Consider the following 17,864-nt stretch of genomic DNA (forward strand, 5'->3'; position numbering starts at 1 on the left):
CGTCTTCTGCTGCCCGCACAAAACCGCCAGCCTGCATGACTGCCTCTGTCGCAGCAGCCAGCCGTCATGACGTCGACGGCCCAACGGCAACCAGGCTTCTAACCAGCAGCCAAGGGCAACCAGCCCGGCGGAAAATACTGCCCTCCCGCCTGCATCTGCGGGCAATGCGCCACCCATCCCTGCGCGATGCACCTTTCTTCATAGCAGCCGGCATTTGCAATGCCCTCACTGTCTTCGTTTGAATCCCCTGCGCCCGCGCGGCAAAGGGGGCAATGGCCCTTCTACATATGCAATGGCATTTAATTTGCATATTTTTCCGCATCCGCCCTGTGCGGAAAATCTGACCCTACCCGCCTTCGCGGCCATATATGAGGACACTGCCATGGAAATTTCCGGACTCAACAAATTCAATGCCTTTGCGTTTCCCCTGCCCGGCAAGGACGATTCCGGCTCCACCCCCGCAGCCGTGCAGGACGTCGTCAATCTGAGCACCCCTCAGTTGCTTGAAGATCATGAAGTGGATGCCGTTATGGACGAAACCCTGAATATGATCGCTCATGACAACGTGGCCGCGCTCTCCGTGCATGGCGGGTTGAGCCAGAGCCGCGTTTTCGCGCTGCTCGGCATGTAGCGGGGGCGGCCCCGGCCGCGCCTTGCATGCTGCGGTTATGGGAATGAAAATTTGACACCTCCGCCGCGTTGAGGATACTGTCACCTGTCCAAGTCAGGCACAGAACACCTGTTCTGTGCCGAATTTTTTACCGCAACAGACTGTATTACCGCAGCCGGTACATGAGGATAGGGTAAATGACCGACATTGACCGCCAAATGGCTACCATCAAGCGCGGCGTGGCCGAACTGATCGACGAGAACGAACTGCGCAAAAAAATCCTGCGCGGCGCTCCCCTGCGTATCAAGGTGGGCTTTGACCCCACCGCCCCCGACCTGCATCTGGGGCATACGGTAGTCATGCACAAGATGCGCCACTTTCAGGAACTGGGCCACCATGTAGTCTTTCTTATCGGCGATTTCACCGGGCGCATCGGCGACCCTTCGGGCCGCTCCGAAACCCGCCCCCCGCTCACTGAAGAGCAGGTGCTCGCCAATGCCGAGACCTATAAAAAACAGGTCTTCAAAATTCTTGACCCCGCCAAGACCGAAGTGGCCTTCAACTCCGCTTGGCTCGGCAAGCTTGACGCCACCGGCTTTATCAAGCTTGCATCCAGCTATACCGTAGCCCGCATGATGGAGCGCGACGACTTCGAAAAGCGCTTCCGCGAGCAGCGGCCCATTTCTATCCACGAATTTCTCTATCCCCTCTGCCAGGGGTATGACTCCGTATGCCTCAAGACCGATGTGGAAATGGGCGGCACCGACCAGAAGTTCAACCTGCTGGTAGGCCGCAACCTTCAGGCCCATTACGGCATCGAGAGCCAGTGCATTCTCACCATGCCCCTGCTTGAAGGTACGGATGGCGTGCGCAAGATGTCAAAGTCTTACGGCAACTACATCGGTATTGACGAAGCGCCTTCCGAAATCTTCGGCAAGATCATGGCCGTTTCCGACGATCTCATGTGGCGCTACTACGAGCTGCTTTCGACCAAAAGCCTGGAAGACATCGCCACCCTCAAGGCAGATGTGGCTAACGGTACAGTACATCCCAAGGCCGCCAAGGAAACTCTGGCCCACGAAATGGTCACCCGTTATCACAGCCGGAAAGACGCTGACGAAGCCCAGCAGGGCTTTAATGCGGTTTTTGCGGGCGGCGGCGTGCCGGACGAAATGCCCGAACACCAGTGCTCCCACGGCGAAGACAGCACCCCCCCGGTCTTTCTCGAAGCTGCGGGTCTGGTCAAAAGCCGCGGCGAGGCCAAACGTCTCATGAAGGAAGGGGCGCTTTCCATCGACGGACAGCGCTGCGACGACGCCATAACGCCCTTGTCCGCAGGGGAATATGTGATCAAACTGGGCAAAAAGCGCTTTTTGAAGCTGCTGGTCAGCTAACGCGTTTTATACATGCTGGGCATACGCATTCTCAGCAGTTGTAAACCCTTCACTCCGGTGTCTGGCAAGGCGTAAACGGCGTTTACGCCTCTGTGGCGAATGCCCGCGCCCACGTTGGACAGTTAAAAAAAACGGCCCTGAAACAAGCGCCGTTGCGATGATTTTTGTTTATTGACCGAAAAAGGCCCGTTGCAGCACAGGAACAGTACCCTTGGGTACGCGCCTGAGCTGCAACGGGCCTTTCGACATTGCAGCGCTGTAATGCGCATGCTCAGCGTTGATGTCGCCCGCTGTGAGCCTGCCGCCGCAAATACGCAGGGCTGGCGTCATCAGCAGCCCCCCACAACGGCGGAACCTGGCTTACACCTTCGTGAGCACAGCTCGCCAATTTTAAATAACAGTCTTAAATCAATAGAAAAAAGTAAAAAACAGCCTGTTCCGGCAAGCATGCCAACATTCGGAAAGACTATTTTTGTTTGCCGACGAACATTCAGGCACATGCAGAGAAAAACCTTGCCCTAATTTATATAATAAACTGTGTTTATTGGAAAAAATAAATGTTGAAATATTGTATGCATGGCATACAATATTTCAACATGACGGAGACAGAAATGCAGACCGAAAATGAAAAAATCGAAAGCACGCTTATGGCACTCATTGAACGTGTTACAACTCTTTCAAAGCGCCCGGTAGACCTTGAAGGACACACACTTTACCGCAGAGAGCTGCACGTAATTGCTCTTATTGGAAAATCAGAAGGAATAACTGGCACAGAGCTGGCCAGATTTTTTGGCATCACCAGGGGGGTAACCCATAAGATACTTGCACAACTTGAAAAAAAGGATTTGATTTTTAAATCAAGCCAGCCAGTAAGCAGCAAAAACATCGCACTGCATCTGACAGATTCAGGCAAGAAAGTTTTTTTGTTGCATGAACAATATCACAAAAACCTGTCGCGTGAATTTAATGCCTATTTATCGGCGAAAGATGCTTCTGTTCGCCTTGAATACATAGATTTCTTGGAAAAAATCCTTGAAATGACAAACAGCCATCTTTGATAAGGACATCACAATGATAGTAAAAACTCTTGTTGAAAATACGGCTCTGGATAAACGGTTTAGGGCAAACCACGGTCTATCGTTTTATATTGAAACCAATAAGCATAAAATCCTCTTTGATGTAGGTGAAAACGAAAACTTTTTATATAACGCAAGTCTATTAAATGTACACATAGACCAAATAGATGTTGTTGTCATATCTCACGCACACATTGATCATGGTGGCGCGTTGAACTTGTTTTTAGAAAAAAATGATACCGCACTAATCTATCTGCAAAAAGAAGCTTTTGAAAAATACTATGCGATTTCCGGAGGCCGGCAGTTTGATTTAAGCCTTGATGCTGCCCTAAAATCTCACCCAAGAATAAGACTGGTAGATGATTTTGTGCGTATAGATGATGAGCTTTCAATATTTGGTAAAATCACAGGACGTAAACTTGTCACACAGTTAAACGCCAGTTTGTTCAAAAAAGTAAATCAGCAGTTTGTTCACGATGAATTTGCGCATGAGCAATGCCTTGTAGTGGAGTTTGAAAATAAAAAAATACTCTTTGGTGGATGCGCCCATAGCGGCATTGTGAACATTTTGGAGAAAGGCGAAAACCTTTATCAATCAGAGTTTGATTTCGTTTTTTCAGGATTTCACCTGTTTGATCCCATAACAAAGGTATCTGAACAGCCAGAGCTGGTTACGGCAATAGAGCAAGAACTACGTAAACGGAAAACAGTTTTTTATACAGGCCACTGCACAGGAGAAACCGTTTTCAATGCCCTGAAAGAAAACATGCGTGATAAAATTTGGTACGCATCGGCGGGTTCAGAAGTAACGGTTTAAACATTTCAGCGCCGCTCAACAAGCGAAGCATTGAACTTCCGGCATAAAAGACAAGAGCAAGCATTATAAATACTGTAGCCTTTCCGGCTGCTGCGTACAGCAAAAAGCGGCCTGACCCCACGCCTGATAGCCGGGTAGTATGTAGACGTACGTTCCCAACCCATACCGCCGGAAGACCGATAATTTTTTGTGCCAGTGCACCTTTATGGGCATTGGCACACCCGCTTTTATTTCATGATGATTTATCTTACTCTGGCAATGGAGGGCGTATGCAGAAACTTTATGTTGCCATGGTCGGCCTGCCCGCCAGGGGAAAATCCACCCTGGCAAAGCGCATTCGTGACGGCCTGCTGGCCGAGGGCATTGAGGCCAGGCTGTTCAATAATGGCGACATGCGCCGCGCGCTTATGGGCGCGGAGTCTACCAACCCGGACTTTTACAATCCCGCCAACGAAACGGGCCGCGAAGCGCGCGAGATGATCTGCCGCCGGAATATGGAGCTTGCCCGCGCATGGCTGGCCGCCGAAGGTGAAGTGGCAATTCTGGACGCCACCAACGTTAGCCGCGCGCGGCGCATCCTTATTGAAAAAACGCTTACCGAGCACCCCGTGCTGTTTGTGGAATGCGTCAATGAGGACCAGTTGCTCCTCAAGGCATGCATACGCCGCAAGACTACCCTGCCGGAATACGCCGCCTACACCGAGGATGAAGCCCTGCAAAGCTTCATGAAGCGCATAAGCTATTATGAAGCCATTTATGAGCCCTTGAAAGAGGAAAAATTCTGGCTCTGCGTAGACTCCACCGCCAACCGTATTCTGGGCGAGCGCCCTTGCGAGGGTTCACCCTACTATCCTGCCATACGCGAAATAGTGGTCAGCGCCTGGGTTCACTGCCTCTATCTTGCGCGGCACGGCCAGACAGAATTCAACGTGCGCGGCCGCATCGGCGGCGATCCGCCCCTGACGGCCAGAGGGCGCAACCAGGCCAAAGCCCTGGCGCGGCACATGCGCCACAAGGACATAAGCTGGGTCTTTACCTCTACCCGGCTGCGCTCGCACGAAACCGCCACGCCGTTGCTGGCGGGGCATCCCGGCGCTCATGTCATGGCCTTCAAGGAATTTGACGAAATATGGGCCGGCGACTGTGAAGGCATGCTGTACAGCGAAATCCGCGCAAAAATGCCCGGAGTGACCGCCGGGCGCAATGCCAACAAATATACATACGCCTATCCCAATGGCGAAAGCTACGCCATATTGCGCGAGCGCGTACAGCGCGGACTACGGCGCGCCCTGTTTCTTGCTGGTGACACGCCGCTTGTGATTGTGGGGCATCAAGCTGTAAACCGGGTACTGCTTTCCCTTTTTCTTCAGCAGCGCAGTGAAGACGTGCCTTATATCTACATACCGCAAAATCAGTATTACCATATAAGTATGACGCCGCGGCGCAAGGTTTTTGAACGTATTCCCTATCAGGAAGAAAATTTCTAACGGTTTTGCCCTTGCGCGTCTAACAATAAGCTTTACTCTTTTTGCGCGAAACGGTATTAGCCTGCGTGCCAAGCCACTTTCCCATGTCCCTCCAAGGACACTCAGGCCGCTTCATACGCATACCCCCCTCGAATACATCTGTTTATGCGGTTTGAATAATCTCAACCGCCGAGTGAAGCGGCAAAAATCCAAGGAAAATACTATGAAATTACAAGCTAAACTTCTGGCAGGTTTTCTTCTTTCTGCCCTGATCACGCTGTCCATGGGTATTTTTGCCGACTCACGTCTGCACGACATGAGCAAGGCCGACACGTTTTTGTATACGCACTCGACGGAACCTATGGGCGACCTTATAAACATGTCAGTCTATTTCCAGCGTATCCGCCTGGACCTGCTGACCTTTGTCACTACCGATGAAGATACCGTAAAACAGCGCGTGCGAACAGAAATTCCCCAGTACAGGGCCATCATCGACAGCGGCACTACCGAGGTGGAATCAAGCCTGATTTCCGCTGAAGCGCAAAAAATCCTGGCGGTATACAAGCTGCGCCGTCAGGATTTCCGCACCATGACAGACACTGTCATGTCGCTGGCAAGTGATGGCAAGCAGGCCCAGGCCTATACCCTGCTTACCGGCAAGGGCTGGGAAATATCTACCGCCTACCAGAACGCCATTGGTGATCTTGTGGCCTCCAAACTTGAGCAGGGCAAGCTGCTGTCCCAAAAAAATGCCGAACTGGCTGATTCGTCCAGCCGTCTGCTCTATGTGGCCCTGGGCTTCGGCATTTTGCTTTCCATTGCCCTGGGTATTCTGCTTACCCGCAACATCATGCGCCAGCTTGGCGAAGACCCAGGCTACCTGGCCGAAGTGGCGGGCGAGATCGCGCAGGGCAACCTCAATGTGGCGTTCAGGCCGCAAAAGACAGCCGGGGGCGTGTACCATGTGATGCAAAACATGGTCGGCACCATGAAGGAAAAAATCGCCGAAGCCGAGGAAAAAAGCGCTGAAGCGGCCCGTCAGGCCGATCAGGCCAACATTGCCACCCAGGAAGCGCACGCCGCCAAGGCTGCCGCAGAACGTGCCAAGGCTGAAGGCATGCTGCAAGCTGCCCAGCAGCTTGAAGAAGTGGTGGGTATCCTGACCTCTGCTTCCGAAGAGCTTTCGGCACAGATCGAACAGTCCAGCCGCGGCGCGGACGAACAGTCGCAGCGCGTCAGTGAAACGGCGACGGCCATGGAAGAAATGAACGCCACCGTGCGCGAAGTTGCCAGTAATGCCGGACACGCATCGGAAATGTCTGACCAGGCCCACCTCCAGGCGCAGGAAGGCGCGGCCATAGTGTCGCGCGTGGTGCAGGGCATCAATGAAGTTTCACGGCAAAGCATTGAAATCAAGCAAGATATGGATCTTCTGAGCCATCAGGCCGAAGGTATCGGGCAGATCATGAGCGTCATTTCCGACATTGCCGACCAGACCAACCTGCTGGCCCTCAATGCCGCCATTGAGGCCGCCCGGGCCGGCGAGGCCGGAAGAGGATTTGCGGTAGTGGCGGACGAGGTGCGCAAGCTGGCCGAAAAAACCATGACCGCTACCCACGAAGTGGGCCAGGTCATCAGCGGCATCCAGGAAGGCACACGCAAAAGCGTGGCCGGGGTGGATGTTTCCATCGGCACGATTCAGGAGGCCACCAGCCTTGCCAACCAGTCCGGCGAAACCTTGCACAGCATTGTTGCGCTGGTAGACCAGACCAACGATCAGGTACGCTCCATCGCCACGGCCAGCGAAGAGCAGTCCGCAGCCAGCGACGAAATCAATCGCTCTGTGGAACAGGTTGCGGCCATTTCCAGCCAGACGGCCACCGCCATGGGCCAGGCCGCGCAGGCCACCGCGGAACTGGCGCGACAGTCTCAGGTGCTGCAGAGCCTTATCAATGACATGAAGGCTGAAGGCAGCCGTTAACATGCCTTGCGGGTGAAGGCCCCTTTTTCAGAAGGGGCCTTCACCCACACCCTCTAACACCTTTCTTTTACTTCCATCCGTTACAGGCATTTTCCTGCCTGCGGCGGTGGGACCCCCCCAAAGCGCCTCACAGACATAGCACTGCCTCAACGTCCATCAGCCCTAAATATACAGCCGTCCCACAGCTTTCGTACAAGGCGAAAGCAAACGCTGGTATTGTACGGTGCGCAGAAAAATCACCCGACCTCGGGAAGGAAGATCCCGAAGCAAAAGCCGCGCAGCCCTCGCAGGCTGGCGAAAGCTGGAAGGGCCAACAGCGTTGCTCGGAGTGCGTGCAGAGGGGTCCTTGAGGGTTGGTGGAAGAAAAGCCCAGCGGGGTGTTCCGCCCCCCCCACATGCCGCACGCCGCGCAAGGCGGCCCAAACTGAATGAGAGAAAAGCCCCCGCGCCCGCAGGGCTGTAAAATACTCCTTCGCGAAGGGCAAGCCTCTTCCCCTCGCAACCCGCCGCTCAGGCGCACGCCTTCATTTTTTTCTGCCCTTGCCCGGAGGGGTCAGCATGCGCACGGCGCGCACCTCGTCAATGCGGCGCTTGTCCATACGGGTAATTTCCAGCTCCCATCCCTGATAATGCAGGCGTTCGCCCTTTTCAGGGATGCGCCCAAGCCGCTCCAGAATAAAGCCCGCCAGAGTAGCGCTGGACAGACGCTTGGGCAGGCTGATGCCGAGCCAGCTTGCGAACAGGTCTACCGTAAGGCGCCCCGGCATGACCCAACTACCGTCAGGGCGTCGGCAGGCCTCCGGCCCGGCGGGCATGTCGCCCATCTGCCCGGCCAGTACGCTCAGCAGTTCCGCCGGGGTGATCACGCCCACCACGCTGCCGTACTCATCCCGCACAAAGGAAAGAGGCGTGGGATGTGTGCGAAAATCCTCCATAATCACATGCAGGGGCGTATGCTCAAAAATGGTGGGCGCAGGGCGTATGTAAGACTTGAGATCCCAGGTTCCTTCGGCCGCGCAGTCGCCGCGCTCAAGGATATCACCGGGATGCACCACGCCGAGCACCTCATCCGTATCACGCCGTAATACGGGCAGCCAGGCCAGACGCGACGAGGCGGCGTAATGGCTCACGGTCTTGCGGTCAGCATTGCTGTCCAGCCAGTTCACACGCTGGCGCGGAACCATGATGAACCGTGCCGTGCGCCCACCAAGGCGTATGACCCGGGCCAGCATATCCCGCTCTTTGGGCGCAAAAAGCTGTTCTTTTTCTCCTCCGGCCAGGGCCGCAGCATCAAGCTGGGCATCGCCCTGCCCCGGGGCGTTGCCCCCAAGAATATTCAGGATGACGCGGGCCGTGGATTCGCGCATGTCGCGCATGCTGAAGCGCCTGCGCCGGTTGCGCAATGCCCACTGGTTGCACGCTTCCACCATGATGGAAAAAACAATGGCCGCGTACATATAGCCCTTGGGAATGTGAAAGCCCAGGCCATCGGCCAGCAAGCTCAAGCCGATCATCAGCAAAAAGCCGAGGCACAGCACGATGACGGTGGGATGCCGCTCCATAAAATTGAGCAAAGGCGCCGCTGCCAGCAGCATGATGCCCATGGCGATGACCACAGCCAGCATCATGATGGTCACGTGCTCCACCATACCCACAGCCGTGATGATGGAATCAAGAGAAAATACGGCGTCCAGCACCACTATCTGAAAAATGACCTGCCAGAAATCCGCATGATGCCCAGAGTCCCCGGCATATCGGCCGCTATGGCCTTCCAGACGGTCATGCAGCTCCATGGTTCCCTTGAGCAGCAGAAAAACGCCCCCGGCCATGAGTATGAGGTCGCGGGCGGCAAATCCGTGCCCCCCCAGTTCAAACAGGGGTGTGGTCAGTGTGGCCAGACGCGCCATGACGGTAAGCAGCAGCATGCGCATAAGCAGGGCCAGACCAAGGCCCACCAAAAAAGCCTGCCGTTTGCGTTCACCGGGCAACCGACCGACAAGAATGGAAATAAAAACCAGGTTATCCACCCCGAGCACCACTTCAAGCAGTACAAGCGTACCCAGACCGGCCCAGGCAGAAAGGTGTGTCACCCATGAAAAGTCGAACATAGTGTCACGCTCCGGGGCAATTGCCCCTTCTTGCGGAATGACGGATATGGCGCCCATTGCCGGGCCCCGAAAAAAAAGACAAAAGAGGGCCGAACGCCCCCTTTTGTCAGTAAATTGCCGTTGCCGCCGGCATCAGGTGGTTCTCGACTTCCGTTGCAAGGCGCAGGGCGCGCCGGATGTGGACGGAAAACGGAAAACCGCAATGCCGTTGCAAGTATGCGCTCAAAAGCGCCCGGCATGTGGCCGGATCAGATGGCTGATCCGGCTCGGACAAGTCAGATGTCATTACTCGGCAGCGAGCTGGATGCGTTCAAAGCCGGTAACAGTGATTTCATCGCCCACGGCCTTGCCCGTTTCACGCACGACATCGGTAATGGTCTTTTTGTCGTCGCGAATGAAGGGCTGTTCCATAAGGCACACTTCTTTCTGGTATTTTTTCACCGCACCGTCAGCAATCTTGTCAACGATATTGGCGGGCTTGCCTTCTTCCAGGGCCTTCTGGCGATACACTTCGCGCTCACGTTCCACAGCGGCCTGGTCAAGGCTTGCGGCATCAAGGGCCATGGGGCTGGCAGCAGCCACCTGCATGGCGATATTTTTGGCAAGTTCCTGCACTTCGGGCTTGTTTACGCTTTCAGCCTTGCCGCAGGTCAGGAAAGCCAGCACGCCGATCTTGCCGTTGGCGTGGATGTACTGACCCACCAGGGAGTTTTCGCAGGGCTTGGCGTGACGGGCAAACTTGCCGAGCTGCATGTTTTCGCCCACAGAGGCGATGAGCTGGGTCACTTCTTCACCCATAAGGGCTTCAAGGGCAGCGGCATCGGCGGGGGCGTTGTCGAGCACGCTTTTGGCCACCTTGGCGGCCATGTCCTGGAACTGGTCGCCGCGGGCCACAAAGTCGGTTTCGCACAGCAGCGAAGCCATGGCCACGGTCTTGCCGTCATCGCTCAGAGCCACGGTTACAAGGCCTTCGCTGGTGGCGCGACCGGACTTTTTGGCAGCCTTGGCCATGCCCTTCTGGCGCAGCCAGTCAACAGCCTTTTCCAGGTCGCCTTCCACTTCCACCAGGGCTTTCTTGCAGTCCATCATGCCCGCGCCGGTCATTTCGCGCAGTTCTTTCACCATCTGAGCACTGATAGCAGCCATTGTATTCTCCAAATGCGTCCGGCCTGCAGCCGGAGTTATCAAAATTACTTCCTGAATTGCGGAGGTGCATCCAAAACGGGGCAGCGCAGCCATAAATCAGGTTGCGCTGCCCCCAGGAATGCGAAAGCAGAAAACCGACTATTGGGCGGGAGCAGCCTCGGCAGCAGCTTCAGCAGCGGCGCCCTTTTGCATGGCTTCTTCAGCGTTGGCGGTTTCGCCCTTGTGGTCCTTGCCCATAGCTTCGCCTTCCATGCAGGCTTCGGCAAAGGCGGCCACAAAAAGCTTGATGGCGCGGATGGCGTCATCGTTGCCGGGAATAATATAGTCGATGACATCGGGGTCGCAGTTGGTGTCGGTGACAGCAATGATCGGGATGCCGAGCTTGCGGCATTCCTTGACGGCGATGTCTTCGCGATGGGGGTCGATGATAAAGGCAATCTGGGGCAGGCGATCCATATTCTTGATGCCGCCGAGGGTTTCTTCCAGCTTGGCAAGCTCACGTTCCAGAAGCAGGATTTCCTTTTTCTGGTAACGGTTGATGCTGCCGTCGGAAAACATGCTTTCAAGCTTCTTCAGGCGGTCAACGCTCTTCTGAATGGTGACAAAGTTGGTGAGCGTGCCGCCCATCCAGCGATTGGTCACAAAGAACTGCCCGGCGCGTCCGGCTTCAGCGGCCACGGCCTCCTGGGCCTGGCGCTTGGTGCCGATGAAAAGGACCTTGCCGCCCTTGGCCACAACGTCCACAACCTTGTCGTGGGCAATGCGGAAGAGTTTTACGGTCTGCTGCAGGTCGATAATATGGATACCGTTGCGCGCACCGAAAATGTAAGGACGCATCTTGGGGTTCCAGCGGCGGGTCTGGTGACCGAAATGCACGCCGGTTTCCAGCATTTGCTTCATGCTGACGTAAGCCATGGGGATTCCTCCAAAGGGTTGTTTTCTTCCACCCACGCCCTGACCCTGCAACCCGACGTCGCGCCTGAGCACGAGTATGAACGCCGCCACACGCGGCATTCCGCCGGGCACCCCGGGCCGCTGCCTGGGTGTGCTTGATGGAAAGGGTGTACATACATGATCACCGCGGGCTTGGCAAGCATTGATGCGGGCTTTCCGCGAAAAACGGCGGCGGGCGGGCCGCCCCTTTTCAAAGTCTGAAGCAGCCCTTATAGTCAAGATTCATCTGCCGCAAAAATACAAGACAAAAAATATCCGCAGGAAAAAACATGAACAATCACGGCTTTACCCTGATCACCGAACAGCAGTTGCGCGAAGTGGACGGCACCGCCCGCCTGTGGCGGCACGAAGCTACCGGCGCCCAGCTGCTTTCCATCAGCAATACGGACGAAAACAAATGCTTTGGCGTGAGCTTTCGCACGCCGCCCACCGATTCCACCGGTGTGGCTCATATTCTGGAACATTCCGTTCTCTGCGGGTCTGACAAATATCCCGTCAAGGAACCGTTTGTGGAGTTGCTCAAAGGCTCCCTGCAAACCTTCCTCAATGCCTTTACCTTTCCGGACAAAACCTGCTACCCGGTTGCAAGCTGCAACCTGCGCGACTTTTACAATCTCATCGACGTCTATATCGACGCCGTTTTTCACCCGCGCATCAACGAAGACATTTTCAAGCAGGAAGGCTGGCATGTGGACGCCCCCGCTGCGGACGGCCCCTGGGCCTACAAGGGCGTTGTCTATAATGAAATGAAGGGTGTGTACTCCTCGCCGGACTCCGTGCTTGCCGAGCAGAGCCAGCAATCCCTTTTTCCCGACACGCTGTACAGCCTCGACTCCGGCGGCAACCCCCAGTGCATCCCCGACCTTACCTACGAGGCGTTTTGCGACTTCCACAGCCGCTATTACCACCCGAGCAATGCCCGCTTTTTCTTCTGGGGCGATGACCCGGAAGCTGAGCGGCTGCGCCTTGCGGGCCAGGCCCTGGAAAAATATACGGCGCGCCCGGTGGATTCCACCGTCCCTCTGCAAGAACGTCTCGACACGCCGCGCCATATCGAGGTTGCCTATGCGGCCTCCGAAGGCGAAAAGCGCGCGCTGTTCACGGTCAACTGGCTGCTTGGCGAGCGCGGCGACGTGGATCAGGCCCTGCTGATGGAGATGCTTGAGCACATCCTTGAAGGGCTGCCCGGCTCTCCCCTGCGCAAGGCGCTCATCGCCTCGGGCCTTGGTGAAGACACCACTGGCTGCGGGCTGGAAACCGACCTCCGCCAGATGTACTACTCCACCGGTCTCAAGGGCTTGGCGCCCAGAGATGTTCCGGCGGCCGAAATACTCATTTTTGAAACCCTGGCCCAACTGGCCGAGGAGGGCATCCCCGCTGCCGCCGTGGAAGCTGCGGTCAACACTGTAGAATTCGCCTACCGTGAAAACAATTCCGGCCGCTTCCCGCGCGGGCTTTCAGCCATGATCCAGTCGCTGTCCACCTGGCTGTATGATGGCGACCCCCTGGCTCCCCTGGCGTGGGAGGCTCCTCTTGCCGCCCTTAAAAAGCGGATCGAAGCGGGCGAACCCGTATTTGAACAGGCCATCAAAGACTGGTTTCTGAACAATAACCATCGCGCCACCGTGGTCCTGCTGCCGGATACGGGCCTTGGCAAAACCCGTGATGAGGCGGAAAAAGCCCGTGTGGACGCGGTGCAGGCCGCAGCCGGCCCCGAAGAACGCGCTGCCGTGGCCGCCGACACCCTGCGCCTTGAAGAAGTGCAGAGCGCCCCCGACAGCCCGGAGGCGCTGGCGACCATTCCGGCCCTTGGGCTTGAGGACCTGCCGAAGCACAACGCCCCCATCCCCCGCAATGTGGTGGAAGTGCCAGAGGCCATCCTGAGCCACGAACTGCCCACCCAGGGTGTTGCTTACACCACTGTCCTGCTGCCGCTGGATAACGTGCCTGACCGCCTTGTCCCCCTGTTGCCGCTCTTTGCCCGCAGCCTCACAGAAATGGGGACGGCGCGCCGCGACTTTACGGAGCTTGGGGCGCTCATGGCCGCCAAGACCGGCGGCGTGGGGGCCGACCCCCTGCTGGGAACCGTGCGCGAAAGCCGCAAGACCGTCAGCTATCTGGCCGTTTCCGGCAAAACAGTGTATGACAAACTGCCTGATTTATTTGACATCATACATGAAATCCTGCTTGAGCCCCTGGCCGACCAAAAAGTGATCGAAGAGCGCATGGGCCAGATGCTGCTTGAAACCAAGGCCCGCCTGGAAAACGCCCTTCAGTCCGCCGGGCATGCGGCCGTAAGCGCGCGCCTGCGGGCGCGTTATACCGGCGCAGGCGCTCTGGCCGAGCGCACCACGGGCCTGAGCTACCTTGAAAGCGTGCGCGCCATGCTTGGCCGTATGGAAAAAGAACCGCAGGCGCTCATGGCCGACCTTGAAGAGCTTCGCACCCGCATCGTGGCGCGTCCCGGCGCGGTCTTTGACTGCACCGCCGAGGCTTCCGGCCTGTCCCAGGCTGAGAATCACGCCCGCCGCCTGTTGCAGGCCCTGCCCCAGTTGCGCCCCGGCGCGGCGGGCGGCATTGGCGAAAGCCCCATGCGCCTGCCTGCGGCCGAAGCCTTCATCGCTCCGGCGCAGATCAACTATGTGGGCAAGGCCGCCAACATCTACGACCAGGGTTATATATATCACGGTTCTGCCAGCGTTATCCTGCGCTACCTGCGCATGGGCTACCTGTGGGAACGCGTGCGTGTGCGCGGCGGCGCGTACGGGGCGTTCTGCAACCTGGACCGTCTGGGCGGCACCCTTGTCTGCGCCTCCTACCGCGACCCCAATGTGGAAGCCACGCTGGAGGCCTTTGACGGCATGGCCGGCTTCCTGCGCGGCTTTACACCCGACAAGGCCCAGCTTACCCAGGCCATCGTGGGCGCCATAGGCGATCTGGACAGCTACCTGCTGCCCGACGCCAAGGGCGCGCAGTCTCTGGCCCGCTGGCTCACCAACGACACGGACGCCGCCCGCGCGCTCATGCGCGAGGAAATCCTTTCCACCACCGAAAAGCACTTCCGCGATTTCGCGGACGTGCTGGACGAAGCCGCGGCCAAGGGACACATATGCGTGCTTGGCGGCCCCAAGGCCGAGGCTGCCGCCGTGGAACACGGATGGGAAAGCAGCAGGCTGATATAAAAAGACACTAAAACGGGACCGGCCTGGGTGCGCTGACGCGCCCAGGCCGGTCCCGGAACACAAGCTGCACCACAATGCTTTCCTCCAGCCCGCCACCTTGCGCCCCGCCCGCGCCATCCCCGGCAGAAACACATGCCGCCTTTCTTGCCGGGCATCCCCTTGCCGGGCGCATTGCCGCGCCCTCTTTTGTCATCCCGGCCGGTGTGGCAGAAAATGCCCGTTTTCTCGCGGGCCGTGTGGATGAGGTTGCGCTGTGCCTGTTTGAATTCCGCGCCTGCCAGGAATACACTTCCACCGAGCTGCCGCCGGCTCTGGCCTCCCTGCCTCTGCGCTGGCATGCCCACCTGCCGGTGGATCTTCCCTGGCCCAAGCCCCCGGCCGCACGCCAGGCCAATCCCGCACGTCAGGCCGCATGTGCGGCGGCGGCTGTCATCACGCGGCTCATGACTCTTGTACCCGGCCTTGTTCCGCGCGTGGCGGTGCTGCACCCGCCCGAAGGCCCGCCCGCCCTGCAGCGCACCTTGCTGGCTGATTTTGCAAAGCACTGGCAAAACGGGGCAGAAAATCCGAAAGACCTGCCCCCCCTGCGCCCTGTTCCCATCTTGCTGGAAAACGTGGCGCACAGCGATGTGGCCTGCCTTGGCGAAGACTTTCTTCATGATCACGGGCTGGGGCTTTGTCTGGACGTAGGACATCTCCTCGGCTATGCTCAAGAAAAGCTGCTGCATTCGGCCCTGCCCTCACAGGCGGGCCTGCTGCACTGGAGCGCACCCGGCAAGGGCGATCAGCACCTGCCGCTCACGGCTCTCACTCCCGCGCAAAGACGCATTGCGCGGCACATCATGGCTGACGCCCCGCGCACGGCCACACATCTGGTAGAAGTTTTCAAGTGGGAAGGCCTGGCGGCTTCCCTGCCTGTTCTGGCAGCCCTTGCCACCGGTGAAACGCCGGATGCGTCCGGGGGCTGAAGGCAAAAGCAAAGCCATGCGGCGTATATATCCGCCGTGCAATCAGGGGCATCGGCCTCGGGAGGATGAACACAGCAATGCTGCCCACTGCCGAACTTGTCGCCAATATGAAACAATGGCGACAATCACTGGACAAAGACGACCGCTGGTGCATCCTTATCAATGCCGACCCCGATGCCCTGGCCTCGGCGCTGGCACTGAGGCGCATTCTGCTGCCGCGGGTGCACAATGCCGACATTGCGCGCATCAACGAGGTCACCCGGCCCGACAACCTTGCCATGATACGCTACCTGCGCATCCCGGTACGCGTATGGCAGGCGGAAAAGGCCGATCAATACACCCGCTTTGCCATTGTGGATTCCCAGCCGCATCATCACAAGTCTTTTTGCGGCGTTGTCTTTGACTGCGTTATCGACCACCACCCCCTGCCCTCCAACGCAGACAACTCGCCGTATTCGCCCGACGCCTATTGCGACATTCGCCCAGGTCTCGGGGCTACCAGCACCATGATGACCCGCTATATGCAGGGGCTGCGCATGCGTCCCGGCCCCAGGCTGGCCACCGCCCTGCTGTACGGCATACGCACCGACACGGGCGCTTTCGAACGTTCGGGCGATGAGGACGACCTTCGCGCGTACCAGTGGCTTTCACGCCATGCGGACAACAATCTTCTGCGGCGCATTGTGCGCAGTGAATACCTGCGCGACTGGCTGCCGCTTTTTTCGCGCGCCTTCCGCAGCCTTACCGACTGCCGTGGCAGCGGGGCCTTTGCCTGGCTCAATGAAGTCAACAGCGCCGACCTGCTGGTGGCCGTAGCGGATTTTTTCACCCGTGTGCACGGGCTGAAGTGGATTGCGGTGAGCGGCATTGTGGGCAAAACCGTCATCGTCATCTTTCGCGGCGACGGCGGGCGCGACATCGGCCGCCTGGCTGACGCCTGCTTTTACGATGTGGGGCAGGCCGGGGGCCATCGCAACATGGGCAGGGCGGAATTTCCGCTGGCGGCAGTTCCGGAAAACATCAAGGTGGCGGACTTTGTGCTGAAGCGCCTGCAAACGCGCAAGCTGCGCCGTGCTACATCTCCTGCGGGTGAAGACAAGGACAGCGCCGATACACCCTAGACACACCATAGTAAAATATCCCCCGCACAGCTTGCGCTGCGCCGCATGGCGGGGCCGTTTCCAACAGCAAGACAGGCTCCCTGATTGGGGAGCCTGTCTGCATAAAAACAGCATCCATGCCCCGATGCGGCTAACATCGGGCCAGATGGATTTCTGCGGGGCATCCATCTGGCGGAAAGATGACTTTCGCCGCCTGGAACATTTCATCCTTAGAAATACCCTGCAAGAATTTGTCTCCAAATCCTTGTCGCCAAATGATTTGACTATAGGGTGGCTTTGCCGACCGTTAAGCAATTATTTGGAGCGTTAATTGCCTTAGAAGTCGAACTTGATCTGTGCGTTGCCGCTCACGCCTTCACGCCTGCCCACATAGCCCTGCACGCTCAAATCCAGCGTCAACGGCACTGCCTGTGACGGACGGAGTGACAGGCCCAGTTCGCCTATGCCCGTGTCACCGCGCAAGGTGGGGGATTTAATGGAGTAGCCATACGTGCTTGCTGATGCCTTGCCGTCAAATTCGTGCTCATAGGCCGCGCCAACATAGGGATTAACATAGTCATTGAGCGTATAGGTCAAGCGGCTGCCCATGCGCAGACGGTTGGAATTCACATCATCAAAGTCCACAGGGTCACCGGTGGAAAGAGTGACGGAGTTGCCCTCCTGCCGCGTCCAGAAATATTTGCCATACATGTCAAGAGCCAGAGCTTCTGTCAGGTTCCATACATAACCGCCACCGCCATGCAGACCGTAATAGGCGGAGTACCTGTCGTACCCGACGTCGCTTTGGTTCATGGCGTTGTGCAGGTCTGACGTATTGTAATGATTGTAGAGACCGCCTGTGCGGGCGGTGCCTTCAACATAAAAATGCCCAGGCCCCGCTGGGGCAAAATCCATTCTGGCCAGGAGGCCGCCGCCAAGGTAGCGGGCCTTGCCGTCGCCATCTACTGATGCCGCATTGGAAAAAGAACTATACGTATTGTAGGAACCGCTGCCTGCTTCAAAGAATGTTCCCAGGGTCAGACGCCCAAAATTGAGTTCTTG

At 57.4% G+C, this 17,864-nt stretch carries 13 protein-coding genes; 9 read left to right on the top strand and 4 right to left on the bottom strand.

The annotated features are described in order from the left end of the window. Positions 1-382 precede the first annotated feature (382 nt). The 6 genes from QZ377_RS05915 (at position 383) to QZ377_RS05940 (ending at position 7,344) form a co-directional block, all read left to right on the top strand. A complete protein-coding gene (locus QZ377_RS05915; protein ID WP_072311538.1) occupies positions 383-631 on the top strand; it encodes a hypothetical protein in 249 nt (82 codons plus the stop codon). Between the two features lie 176 nt (positions 632-807). Next, positions 808-2,004: a tyrosine--tRNA ligase gene (gene tyrS, locus QZ377_RS05920; protein WP_291440273.1), complete on the top strand. Its 1,197-nt coding sequence runs from the start codon at positions 808-810 to the stop codon at positions 2,002-2,004. A gap of 611 nt (positions 2,005-2,615) precedes the next feature. After that, positions 2,616-3,062, top strand: a complete 447-nt coding sequence (locus tag QZ377_RS05925; protein WP_291440274.1) for a MarR family transcriptional regulator — start codon at positions 2,616-2,618, stop codon at positions 3,060-3,062. 13 nt (positions 3,063-3,075) lie between these two features. Continuing rightward, positions 3,076-3,897, top strand: a complete 822-nt coding sequence (locus tag QZ377_RS05930; protein ID WP_291440275.1) for an MBL fold metallo-hydrolase — start codon at positions 3,076-3,078, stop codon at positions 3,895-3,897. Positions 3,898-4,166: 269 nt separating this feature from the next. Beyond that, positions 4,167-5,384 carry a 6-phosphofructo-2-kinase/fructose-2,6-bisphosphatase gene (locus tag QZ377_RS05935; RefSeq protein WP_291440276.1) on the top strand — a complete coding sequence of 406 codons (1,218 nt, stop codon included), beginning with the start codon at positions 4,167-4,169 and terminating at the stop codon, positions 5,382-5,384. 202 nt (positions 5,385-5,586) lie between these two features. Then, entirely contained in the window at positions 5,587-7,344 is a 1,758-nt protein-coding gene (locus tag QZ377_RS05940) for a methyl-accepting chemotaxis protein (RefSeq protein WP_291440277.1), read from the top strand. Positions 7,345-7,868: 524 nt separating this feature from the next. On the opposite strand, the gene QZ377_RS05945 is transcribed toward QZ377_RS05940, so the two are convergent. From QZ377_RS05945 to rpsB, 3 genes are all read right to left on the bottom strand, one after another. Beyond that, a complete protein-coding gene (locus QZ377_RS05945; RefSeq protein ID WP_291440278.1) occupies positions 7,869-9,452 on the bottom strand; it encodes a transporter associated domain-containing protein in 1,584 nt (527 codons plus the stop codon). 285 nt (positions 9,453-9,737) lie between these two features. Continuing rightward, positions 9,738-10,598: a translation elongation factor Ts gene (gene tsf / locus QZ377_RS05950; protein WP_291440279.1), complete on the bottom strand. Its 861-nt coding sequence runs from the start codon at positions 10,596-10,598 to the stop codon at positions 9,738-9,740. 138 nt (positions 10,599-10,736) lie between these two features. After that, positions 10,737-11,513, bottom strand: a complete 777-nt coding sequence (gene rpsB, locus QZ377_RS05955; protein ID WP_291440280.1) for a 30S ribosomal protein S2 — start codon at positions 11,511-11,513, stop codon at positions 10,737-10,739. Positions 11,514-11,821: 308 nt separating this feature from the next. Between rpsB and QZ377_RS05960 the strand changes: the two genes are divergently transcribed. The 3 genes from QZ377_RS05960 to QZ377_RS05970 all read left to right on the top strand — a co-directional run bounded on the left by QZ377_RS05960 (position 11,822) and on the right by QZ377_RS05970 (position 16,823). Beyond that, positions 11,822-14,734 (top strand): insulinase family protein, encoded by a 2,913-nt coding sequence (locus tag QZ377_RS05960; RefSeq protein WP_291440281.1) that lies wholly within the window; start codon positions 11,822-11,824, stop codon positions 14,732-14,734. Between the two features lie 74 nt (positions 14,735-14,808). After that, positions 14,809-15,702 carry a cobamide remodeling phosphodiesterase CbiR gene (gene cbiR / locus QZ377_RS05965; RefSeq protein ID WP_291440282.1) on the top strand — a complete coding sequence of 298 codons (894 nt, stop codon included), beginning with the start codon at positions 14,809-14,811 and terminating at the stop codon, positions 15,700-15,702. A 77-nt stretch (positions 15,703-15,779) separates the two neighbouring features. Then, on the top strand, positions 15,780-16,823 hold the full coding sequence (locus tag QZ377_RS05970) for a DHH family phosphoesterase (protein WP_291440283.1): 1,044 nt from the start codon (positions 15,780-15,782) through the stop codon (positions 16,821-16,823). A gap of 315 nt (positions 16,824-17,138) precedes the next feature. On the opposite strand, the gene QZ377_RS05975 is transcribed toward QZ377_RS05970, so the two are convergent. Then, positions 17,139-17,843 carry an autotransporter outer membrane beta-barrel domain-containing protein gene (locus QZ377_RS05975; protein ID WP_365854385.1) on the bottom strand — a complete coding sequence of 235 codons (705 nt, stop codon included), beginning with the start codon at positions 17,841-17,843 and terminating at the stop codon, positions 17,139-17,141. Between the last annotated feature and the right edge of the window lie 21 nt (positions 17,844-17,864).

This window comes from Desulfovibrio sp. (assembly GCF_019424165.1).
Classification (GTDB): Bacteria; Desulfobacterota; Desulfovibrionia; order Desulfovibrionales; family Desulfovibrionaceae; genus Desulfovibrio.

Bases quoted from the DNA above. Each gene is read 5' to 3' on its own strand.
- QZ377_RS05915 (WP_072311538.1), top strand. From the start codon at position 383: ATGGAAATTTCCGGACTCAACAAATTCAATGCCTTTGCGTTTCCCCTG.
- tyrS (WP_291440273.1), top strand. From the start codon at position 808: ATGACCGACATTGACCGCCAAATGGCTACCATCAAGCGCGGCGTGGCC.
- QZ377_RS05925 (WP_291440274.1), top strand. From the start codon at position 2,616: ATGCAGACCGAAAATGAAAAAATCGAAAGCACGCTTATGGCACTCATT.
- QZ377_RS05930 (WP_291440275.1), top strand. From the start codon at position 3,076: ATGATAGTAAAAACTCTTGTTGAAAATACGGCTCTGGATAAACGGTTT.
- QZ377_RS05935 (WP_291440276.1), top strand. From the start codon at position 4,167: ATGCAGAAACTTTATGTTGCCATGGTCGGCCTGCCCGCCAGGGGAAAA.
- QZ377_RS05940 (WP_291440277.1), top strand. From the start codon at position 5,587: ATGAAATTACAAGCTAAACTTCTGGCAGGTTTTCTTCTTTCTGCCCTG.
- QZ377_RS05945 (WP_291440278.1), bottom strand. From the start codon at position 9,452: ATGTTCGACTTTTCATGGGTGACACACCTTTCTGCCTGGGCCGGTCTG.
- tsf (WP_291440279.1), bottom strand. From the start codon at position 10,598: ATGGCTGCTATCAGTGCTCAGATGGTGAAAGAACTGCGCGAAATGACC.
- rpsB (WP_291440280.1), bottom strand. From the start codon at position 11,513: ATGGCTTACGTCAGCATGAAGCAAATGCTGGAAACCGGCGTGCATTTC.
- QZ377_RS05960 (WP_291440281.1), top strand. From the start codon at position 11,822: ATGAACAATCACGGCTTTACCCTGATCACCGAACAGCAGTTGCGCGAA.
- cbiR (WP_291440282.1), top strand. From the start codon at position 14,809: ATGCTTTCCTCCAGCCCGCCACCTTGCGCCCCGCCCGCGCCATCCCCG.
- QZ377_RS05970 (WP_291440283.1), top strand. From the start codon at position 15,780: ATGCTGCCCACTGCCGAACTTGTCGCCAATATGAAACAATGGCGACAA.